The organism is Bacillus sp. AP50 (assembly GCF_040492675.1).
GTDB lineage: Bacteria > Bacillota > Bacilli > Bacillales > Bacillaceae_G > Bacillus_A > Bacillus_A cereus.
Map to the genome: position 1 here is coordinate 1 of NZ_JBEUTW010000319.1, position 9,168 is coordinate 9,168.

Here is a 9,168-nt window from a genome sequence, read left to right on the forward strand (position 1 = left end):
TATATGTAATGATTATTACAACTCATATTTATATAGCAACTAAATCAGCTACTATTACTGCTCTTTTTCCATTATTACAAGTTATCACAAATCTAATTGCTAACATCTCTGCACCACTTATAATAAATCGTTTTCCATCTTATACGTTGTTATATACGCTCCAATGGCTGAAAACAGTCTTTTTACTATTATTAATGATTTTGTTCCCGGTCTTATCCACAAACATTATAGCTCTATTAACTTTTATTTTTGTCATTTCATTATGTAGTGGGTGGAGTGCTCCATTATTATACAGTGTTCTTCCGCGCCTTACACCGAAAGAAAAATTAGTAAAAGTAAATAGTATCTTTTCCTTTTCAACACAAATTGTGCAAGCCGTTGCTTATTCATTTACGAGTATTGTCGTTCTTCTCATTGGCGCTACTTCTACACTCATGATTAATAACATTTTAATGATTTTCGGATGCATTGCATTACATTTTTCATTACGTTCCATACATACTGAAAGAATAGCAGATTCTCCCTCTTCCAAAAGTACTGTTTTATTGGAAGGTTGGAAACTCCTATTTCAAAATCCTTCTCTCCGTACCGTTACATATATGGACTTAATCGAAACTTTCGCAGGGACAATATGGATTGGTGCTATTACGATGGCATACGTTACGACTATCCTTCATAAGGGCGAAGAATGGTGGGGATATATTAATACAAGTTATTATGTCGGCACATTAATCGGTGGTCTATTAGCCTGGAAAATGAGTTCCTATATTCAAAACAATTTAATACGATCTATGTCGATTGGCTCTCTTATGTTTAGTATTCTTACATTTTTATACGGTATGACAAGTAGCGGATTTATTGCACTTTTTCTATGTGTTCTAATGGGACCATGTTATCAAATTAGAGATATTTCCCAAACGACTGTTTTACAATCAAGTGTCGCCCCTGCTTTATTATCCAAAATGTATACAGCACATGGTGCACTTCTTTCAACAGCCTCTGGACTATCTATGCTTAGCATTGGCATTATTACTGATATGTTCGGTGTTCGTACAATTTATATCATCGCTTCTATTCTTATTTTATGTTCCGCTTGTTTATCTTTTAGTTTATTAAAATATCATAAGACAGAGCAGAACGATATTTCACTTTAATCACTAAAACAAAGAGGACAGGGATTCCTGTCCTCTTTGTTTATTCTATTCATGATAAGTTGGGGATTTTTCTATGCTTTGTCGCTTGTTCAAAAGCATAAGCTAGCTTAATTAATATCCCTTCACTAAAGGCAGTACTTGCAATCGTAATTCCAAAAGGTCTCCCGCTTTCCATATACCCAGCTGGTATTGCTATAGACGGATAACCCGCTTTCGCACATATAGTAGAACCTATATAGGAAGGAAACAGTATCGCATCAAGATTATATTTTTCCAATGCAAAATCAATGCCTTGTTCTTGAGAAAAATATATATCTTCTAATCTCGCATTTAAATATTCTGGATTTCGTAACGTATTTGGAAAGTCTTTTCTTCCCTCTAACTTGGTTTGTCCATATTTTAAAGCTCTTTCTGCTATGTTTTTATTAAACTCCATTAACTCCGAAATAGAATGTACCGGAATAGTAGAAGGTAATTTAGAAAGATAGTTATCTAAACTATGCTTCAGTTCATAAAGCGGAACTCCCCAACTCCATTTTCTATGAAAAGAAGGAATATCAATATTTTCTACTACTGTCGCTCCTTCATTACGTAATACTTGGATTGTTTCCTTAAACAAGATTTCATCATACTCACCATTTTCGTAATAATCTTTTGGTGCAGCGTTAAACACACCAATCTTCGCTCCATTTAAGCCATTAACATCAAGATATTTTGTATAATCATGCTCTGCCCTACCTTCACTTCTATGAGTAGCAACATCTTTCTCATCTACCCCAATTAAACTCCCTAGCAAAATAGAAGCATCGGTTACCGTTCTAGCAAATGGTCCAGCTGTATCTTGCGAATAAGTAAATGGAATAATTCCTCTACGACTAATTAAACCAACAGTCGGTTTAATACCTACTACAGAATTTTGAACAGCGGGGCTCAAAATAGAAGCATCGGTTTCTGTCCCAACAGATACTACTGTAAAGTTAGCAGCAACTGCTATCGCAGATCCTGTACTAGATCCGCCAACAAACATATGGTCCTTGCCCGTTCCGTATGGATTGATTGTTTGACCACCTCTTGCACTATATCCAGCCCACATTTCAAAAGACATTGCATTTGCTAATTCTGTCATATTTGTTTTTCCTATTATCACCGCTCCTGCTTCTCGCAGTTGAGTAACGAGAAATGCATCTTCACTGCTTATATTTTGTTCTAGAGCTATTGTACCTGCACTTGTATGCATGGAGTCATTCGTTTCAATATTATCCTTAAGCAAAACAGGTATTCCATGTAATGGACCCCTTATACCTTTTGTCTTTCTTTCATAATCTAACGCTTCTGCAATAAAAATTGCATCTGGATTGATTTCTAAAATTGAATTGATTTTCGGTCCGTCTTGATCATACTTTGCGATTCTATAAAGATAATACATCACTAGCTCTTTTGAAGTTAACTTTCCTGATTCCATTTCATTGTGAATATCTTGAATTGTTAATTCCTTTTTTAAGATTGGATTAAACTGAATTTCCATTTATATTCTCCCTTATATGAACTTTTTTAGCGTATACCCCTTACTTTTTCATTTTTTTCACCTCAACACATCCTAAATTAATATCCCTTTAAAGAAATTCACTTTCCTTATTTAAACACCTTTAATTTCCCGAAAAATAAAAATAGTCTGAAACGGATTAACCTTCGCTTCAGACTCTTACATTACTGTGCGTATACTTCATCTAACAAATGTAAAAACTCACCTTGTTTCCCAGCTAATTCAGGGCATTTTGCAATATCAACCCATTCGTAGCAAAATACTAATCCTTTATCTTCCTCACCAGCACTTACAATATGTTCCCAAGTATCCTTTACATCTGTTAGTAAAGTTACATGAAAAAAGTGGCGTTTTTCATATTCCTGTTTTTCTTTCATATGTATGATGTAATCTGCTAAAAAACGTTCTATGCATAAATGACGCAATCCGGATTCTTCCTGTACTTCACGCAATATAGCCGCTTCTAACGTTTCACCTTCATTAACCGTTCCTCCTGGCACTTGAATACCAGCTTCATGTATATCACGATGTTTAAAAACAAGTAATTGCATAACCCCCTCTTTTTCTCTTGTAATATATGCATGTACTTTTTTCTTATATAACATCGTCATTATACGTCTCTCCCCTCAATCATTTACTCTGTTACTTCTTCAAGCGTCAGTTGATTATCATACAAATATGTAGCTTGTGGATTTCCCACATACCTTACGTGCCATGGTTCATACCGATAACCCGTAATCGTTTCTTTCGCTTTTGTGTATCGAACAACAAAACCAAATTTATGGGCATTTTCAGAAAGCCACTGACCTTCTTTCGTTTCCCCAAAAACCGTCTCTAACTGAAATTTAGCCGATTGAGACGTAATATCCATAGCTAGTCCAGTTTGATGCTCACTTGTGCCAGGAACCGCGCTAGACATTGCTGTTTTTGCTTCCCCGTCTTGTTTTTTATACATCGTATTTAATGCTTTTTGTCGATCAAAAGATCTAAATCCAGAAACTGCAAAAAGAAAAATACGCTCGTTGTCAGCCTGCTGAAACATATCCTCAAGCGCCCTCGCTGCCTCTTTTCTCATCTTTTTCTTTTCTTGATCACCTTCACTAGAGTAGCGCACTTTCGGAATAACTAAATCTGGCGGTCTATACCCATCTGGTAAACGCCTACTTTTATTTACAAGTACAAGCATTGAATTCGGATTATTAATTACCGCAATATCCCCATCCATATTAGCAATCGTTTCTTTCGCTTTCGGAAATATGCTATTTACACTTACTTCCCGCGCCTGCTTATCCTTATACATTTTATAATTGATTCCTGCTACTCCAATAATAATTATTGCAGCTACAATACCGAGTAGTGCCCATCTTTTTTTCATATAACGACCTCTTATTTTAATAATTTGGCCATTTCATACTCATCGATGCCCTTTCCATCGATAATAAGAGCAGCTTTTTTGACACCTTCTTTCTCAAATCCAGCTTTTTTATATAGTGCCTGAGCTCTTGTATTGTGGACCATTACTGTTAATTCTAAACGCCATACATCATGTAATTTTGCCCACTTCTCAACCTCTTTAAACAATCTAGTCCCAATACCTCGCCCGTTATACTCTTGCAAAATACCAATTACAATGCTTGCCACATGCCTCTTTCTTTGAATGTTATTTCCATTCACTAATATAAAACCTACTATCCTCTCATCTTCAACTGCTACAAATATTGTTGCATATTCATTTTCCATAAATCGATGGATCATTTTTTCTTGTTGCTCAGCTGTAGTTTTCCTTTCTCCTGGTTCATATAGCATAAACTTCGTTTCTTCATCTAATTGCTTACTTAATTGCAAAAATGATGCTGCATCTTCTATTTCGATTTCCCTAATCACTTCAATCACCCTACCAGTTTCATAATAAAAAGTTTTCCTTATAAAAAGATTTTCTCTACTTTCCCGAAAATTCCTTTGTAAATCTCCTACTATAAATTGACAAATTTCGATATTACTATAACAACGACAAATTATGTCTATTCTGTGACGTCTCACCATTACAAAGAAAAAACGCAAGCATTACACTTACGTTTTTTCAAGATTGAAGTGAGCTAATAATTATCGATAGATGTCCTGGATAATTCACGTTTCACTTTATCCATTCACTTTTTCTGCCTGCCAAAAATATTCACCAAATGCTTTAGCAAGTGCATCAATTGATCGATTCAATTCTTCCTCTGTATTATCTACACCGCCAACTTCTATTAATATCGCTTGTCCTGATAGGTCTTGATTATAGATTCCATTTCCTGTCTGGAACCCTTTTTGAATGACCCCACGGCTCACTCCTGGATATTTCTTATTAATCGCCTCATGTAAAGCTGTCGCTAATTGTAAGTTTTTTTCATAGTTTTTATTTCCTTTCCCTACTACAAATGCAAGCTTTGCATATGATTTATCTCCAATTGTTTTTGTCGTTACATTCTTTCGGGCACTATCACGATGCAAATCAAAAAAGTATTGAAGATCTTTATTTCCAGCCATAGCTTGCTGCACAATTTCCCGTGACATCTTATACGAACTATTACTGTTTAAACCTTTACTTATTAACTTTTGACCAACATCACTCTTATCGTTAGTAGCTCCAATCCCTTCACCTTCTAGTTGTTCACGGAAACGATCTCCTAATATAGAAATATTCGATACAGAACTCGTTGCTTTATTCGGATCCGGGTCATTCGTTAAGTTAAGTAAAGGTAAATAAGATTCCCAGCTATGTGTATGATAAATAAACGCAACTTGTCTCTTCCCGGTCGTTTGGGACGGCTGTTTTTTCTCTTTACTCGTATCTTGTTTAGGTGCTTGTCCAGTTCCACTAGTCCGTTCCTTCACCACTTCTTCAAGAGGAACACTCGACTCTATCGGTAAGTTAGAATAATTTGTACCCTCACCCGCAATAACAATTTCTGTATCGTACTTACCAAACCCCGGGAGCTCTTTCCCGACGAAACTGCGTACATCATTAAAGCGAATATTTGTAGCCATAGAAAAGAGAAAAGAAGAAATTGAAAAATCTTGATTCAAATTTCGATACTCCTGTGTAAAATAATGATTCTCTTTTCCAAGTACATACATGTAACCATTCATCGATAACTCATTTAACCAATTATATAAATACGTTGACTTTGTCTCTTTCATAGAGGTTACCATCATACTAATAAGAAAAAAAGTCGCTAGCATTGTAGTAATAACAAATAAAACTAACTTACGCATACTTGTAAACTTCATAAAAAAAAAGCCCCGATTCATACTATCACCTCTCTATTTCAAGTTATGTACAAGCCCTAGAGAATAGACCGTTAAAATTTCGGCTATATTGTTAATGAGGTGAAATGAATTGAAGCTATTAATAGGAATATTACCAATTGCTCTATCATTCATTTTTTATTTGTCCGCTAAGCAACCAAAAATCGCTATTGTGCTACATATTTCTGCGTACTTGACACTGTATGTACTCGGTATAATTATTTCCATTAATATATACGATGTTTTAATACAAGATTTAGTTTTCATGACGAGCATTCATGGAATTTTACTGAATCCATTTTTCCTTATTGCAGGAGCGTATATAGGAACATACACTTTGTACCTACTTTTGTCTCACATTATTATGAAAATAAAAAATGGAGCGTAATGAAATGCAACCACCATTTATCTGTCATACATGCAAAAAAAGAATTGTGAGAAAGAAAGACCTTATTACAGCCACATGGTACTTCCGCTTTTATTTATTTCACAGTGATTGTTTTAAACGACAGCAAGTGTTTATCTCACGATTTCTCCCTGTGAATACACTTTTCAATTTCTTTCTTATTATATATGGACTTATTTTTGGCAGTATTCTTATGATTACAGAACCATCTATTATTTGGCTGACTTTCTTTTTTCCCATTTTTTATCGGTTTCTTTCTTATTATTATGTTGAACGTTTTTTCTCTACAGAACGCGTAGACTGACCTCTCGGAATACTTAAACACTCCCACTCATTTTCTTTTAACATCTTCCCAATGTAAATAATCTGACCAATATGCAATGCATAATGAGCAATTTGCCTTTCAATTGCTTGCATGACAGTATGTGCTTCACCGCGAATGTATACCGTCTTCAATAAGTGTTCCGGCGTTAAAGTATTCATCGTATTAAAAACATATTTCCATCCTTCTTGCCAAGCTATAAGGGTTTCTTCTTTTGAGTGATAGCATCCTTCAAATTCACCATCTCGATTACGATCTGTTTTTTCACCATCAGACGTTAAAAAATCCGTCCATCTAGAACGCATATTACCGTGCAGATGCTTAATAATAATCGCTATACTATTTGTTTCTTCATGAGAAGACCATTGTATTTGTTCATATGATAATTGAGAAAGTGCCCGCTCCCCTTGTTTCTTTGTTGCTTTAAAGTTCGAAATCGCACATTGCAAATATTCTCGTCCGATATCCATATTAGCCCCTACCTTCACCCTAGCTAATTTTTGTTCCATTTGGCAATTTCATATTAGGCTGAAGTAACACAACATCATCAGCTTCAGGAACACCACCAAGCACAAGCACTTCTGATTTGAATCCAGCTACACGCTTTGGTGGAAAGTTTACAACAGCAACGATTTGTTGACCGATTAAATCTTCTGGACTATACCTTTTCGTAATTTGAGCACTTGACTGCTTTATCCCGATTTCTCCAAAATCTATTGCTAGTTTAATCGCTGGTACTCTCGCTTCTTTAAATTCCTCTGCATGTATTACAGTTCCAATTCTCAAATCCAAATTTAAAAAATCTTCAAAATTAGCCATTTATCATTCCCCCCAATTATTACTTAGACAAAATACAAAAATCCCCTTCAAAAAAAGAAAGGTGCCTAAGCACCTTTCTTTTGTAATTCACTTGATTCATTTGATTTATAGAAGAAGAAACCGAGAATCCCGCCAATACATGATGGAATTAACCATCCGATTCCTTCGTTATATAACGGTAACATTTGTAGTACATTAGAAATCGCGTCAATTTTAATTTTCGCACTTTCTAAACCGTTAAAGAAACTAATTAACAATGCACCTAAAATAGCTCCAATATAAATTGTATTACGCTTCCCAATCCACTTATGGAAATAAGAAAGTACGATTAATACAATTGCAACTGGATAAATGATCATTAACACAGGTAATGTTACTGCGATTAATTGCGTTAAACCTAGGTTAGATACAATTAAACTAAATACACATACCATTGTTACAATCGTTTTATGCGAAAGTTTTGGGAATAAGTTTGTAAAGAAACCCGCACACGCAGATGTTAGCCCAACAGAAGTTGTTAAACAAGCGAGTATAATAACAAGCCCTAATAAAATTTTACCACTCGTCCCATATAGCTCATTTACAACATTCGTTAAAATAAGACCACCGTTTTCTGAGATACCAAGTGATGTACTTGTTGAACCAAGATAAGCAAGTGATAAATAAATTAACGTTAAACCAAGTACAGCAATAATACCTGATACTACTGTTATTTTTGCAATTTGACTACTCTCTTTTATCCCTTTAGAGCGGATAACTTGTACAACGACAATTCCGAATACGAGCGCGCTAATTGCATCCATCGTTAAATATCCTTGAATAAATCCACCAAAGAAAGCATTTTCTTTGTAAGCAGCTAACGGCGCAGCTGGCTCTCCAATTGGATCAATAATTGCCTTTCCGACAATAACAGCGACAATTAATACTAATAATGGTGTAAGAAACTTTCCGAACCAATCCACTAATTTAGATGGATTTAATGATAAATACCACGTTATTCCGAAGAAAACTATCGTGAAAAGAAATAGCATGTACCACTCTGAAACCATTGCCTCTGATAAAAACGGCTTCATACCCATTTCAAACGAAACAGCTCCAGTACGAGGAATCGCGAAAAATGGTCCAATTGCTAAATAACTAATCAATGGGAAAATAAACGCAAATATAGGGTGGACTCTAGAAGATAGCGCTTTCAAGTCCCCCTCTACAAACGCGACAGCTGTTACAGCTAGTAGGGGTAATCCGACTCCCGTTACAAGGAATCCTATTGTAGCAATCCAAACATTCTCTCCTGCTTGTTGACCTAAAACTGGCGGAAAAATTAAATTTCCTGCTCCTAAAAATAATGCAAATAGCATTAAACCAATTGCTACCGTATCACCTGGCCTTAAACGTCCCTTCATGCTCTTCATTTGCATAGCACTTTTTCATTGTTTATCTCTATATTTTACAATATGCTATGCATCCTCCTCTCTGCTCAAGATGATAAAATATGCCCCTTACAAAGCAGTGTCTTTCTCCATAATTTCTCCATTCCCCTTATTTTTACTCTAATCATTAATATAATTATTATTTTAATTTTTGATTTTTTTGAATTTTTAAATCATTAGAGTGTTATTACGTGGAGTATAGT

11 protein-coding genes are annotated in these 9,168 nt (G+C 35.2%); 3 read left to right on the plus strand and 8 right to left on the minus strand.

Going from position 1 to position 9,168, the window contains the following annotated elements; translation table 11 throughout:
- On the plus strand, positions 1-1,154 hold a 1,154-nt coding region (locus ABWK52_RS21130; RefSeq protein WP_353772117.1), incomplete at its 5' end, for an MFS transporter.
- 49 nt (positions 1,155-1,203) lie between these two features.
- Here the strand turns inward: ABWK52_RS21130 and ABWK52_RS21135 are convergent.
- From ABWK52_RS21135 to spoIIP, 5 genes are all read right to left on the minus strand, one after another.
- A complete protein-coding gene (locus tag ABWK52_RS21135) occupies positions 1,204-2,679 on the minus strand; it encodes an amidase family protein (protein ID WP_098541508.1) in 1,476 nt (491 codons plus the stop codon).
- Between the two features lie 182 nt (positions 2,680-2,861).
- Positions 2,862-3,308 carry an NUDIX hydrolase gene (locus ABWK52_RS21140; RefSeq protein ID WP_000178289.1) on the minus strand — a complete coding sequence of 149 codons (447 nt, stop codon included), beginning with the start codon at positions 3,306-3,308 and terminating at the stop codon, positions 2,862-2,864.
- 23 nt (positions 3,309-3,331) lie between these two features.
- Complete coding sequence (locus ABWK52_RS21145) at positions 3,332-4,072, minus strand: M15 family metallopeptidase (protein WP_000747647.1); 741 nt, start codon at positions 4,070-4,072, stop codon at positions 3,332-3,334.
- A gap of 11 nt (positions 4,073-4,083) precedes the next feature.
- Positions 4,084-4,581 (minus strand): GNAT family N-acetyltransferase, encoded by a 498-nt coding sequence (locus ABWK52_RS21150; protein WP_141537358.1) that lies wholly within the window; start codon positions 4,579-4,581, stop codon positions 4,084-4,086.
- Positions 4,582-4,836: 255 nt separating this feature from the next.
- A complete protein-coding gene (gene spoIIP / locus ABWK52_RS21155; protein ID WP_098541504.1) occupies positions 4,837-5,991 on the minus strand; it encodes a stage II sporulation protein P in 1,155 nt (384 codons plus the stop codon).
- 88 nt (positions 5,992-6,079) lie between these two features.
- Here spoIIP and ABWK52_RS21160 point away from each other — a divergent pair, with 88 nt between their 5' ends.
- Together ABWK52_RS21160 and ABWK52_RS21165 are read left to right on the plus strand one after the other, a co-directional pair.
- Positions 6,080-6,376 (plus strand): hypothetical protein, encoded by a 297-nt coding sequence (locus ABWK52_RS21160; RefSeq protein ID WP_000770735.1) that lies wholly within the window; start codon positions 6,080-6,082, stop codon positions 6,374-6,376.
- Positions 6,377-6,380: 4 nt separating this feature from the next.
- Positions 6,381-6,698: a hypothetical protein gene (locus tag ABWK52_RS21165; protein ID WP_002098535.1), complete on the plus strand. Its 318-nt coding sequence runs from the start codon at positions 6,381-6,383 to the stop codon at positions 6,696-6,698.
- On the opposite strand, the gene ABWK52_RS21170 is transcribed toward ABWK52_RS21165, so the two are convergent.
- The 3 genes from ABWK52_RS21170 to brnQ4 form a co-directional block, all read right to left on the minus strand.
- The gene (locus ABWK52_RS21170) at positions 6,659-7,225 is read right to left on the minus strand and encodes a DUF1572 domain-containing protein (RefSeq protein WP_000435829.1); all 567 of its coding nucleotides are present in this window, start codon (positions 7,223-7,225) and stop codon (positions 6,659-6,661) included. The genes ABWK52_RS21165 and ABWK52_RS21170 overlap by 40 nt on opposite strands.
- Complete coding sequence (csaA, locus tag ABWK52_RS21175) at positions 7,206-7,535, minus strand: chaperone CsaA (protein WP_001263016.1); 330 nt, start codon at positions 7,533-7,535, stop codon at positions 7,206-7,208. Before csaA ends, ABWK52_RS21170 begins: the two co-directional genes overlap by 20 nt.
- Before the next feature lie 65 nt (positions 7,536-7,600).
- A complete protein-coding gene (gene brnQ4, locus ABWK52_RS21180; RefSeq protein WP_011110049.1) occupies positions 7,601-8,938 on the minus strand; it encodes a branched-chain amino acid transport system II carrier protein BrnQ4 in 1,338 nt (445 codons plus the stop codon).
- Between the last annotated feature and the right edge of the window lie 230 nt (positions 8,939-9,168).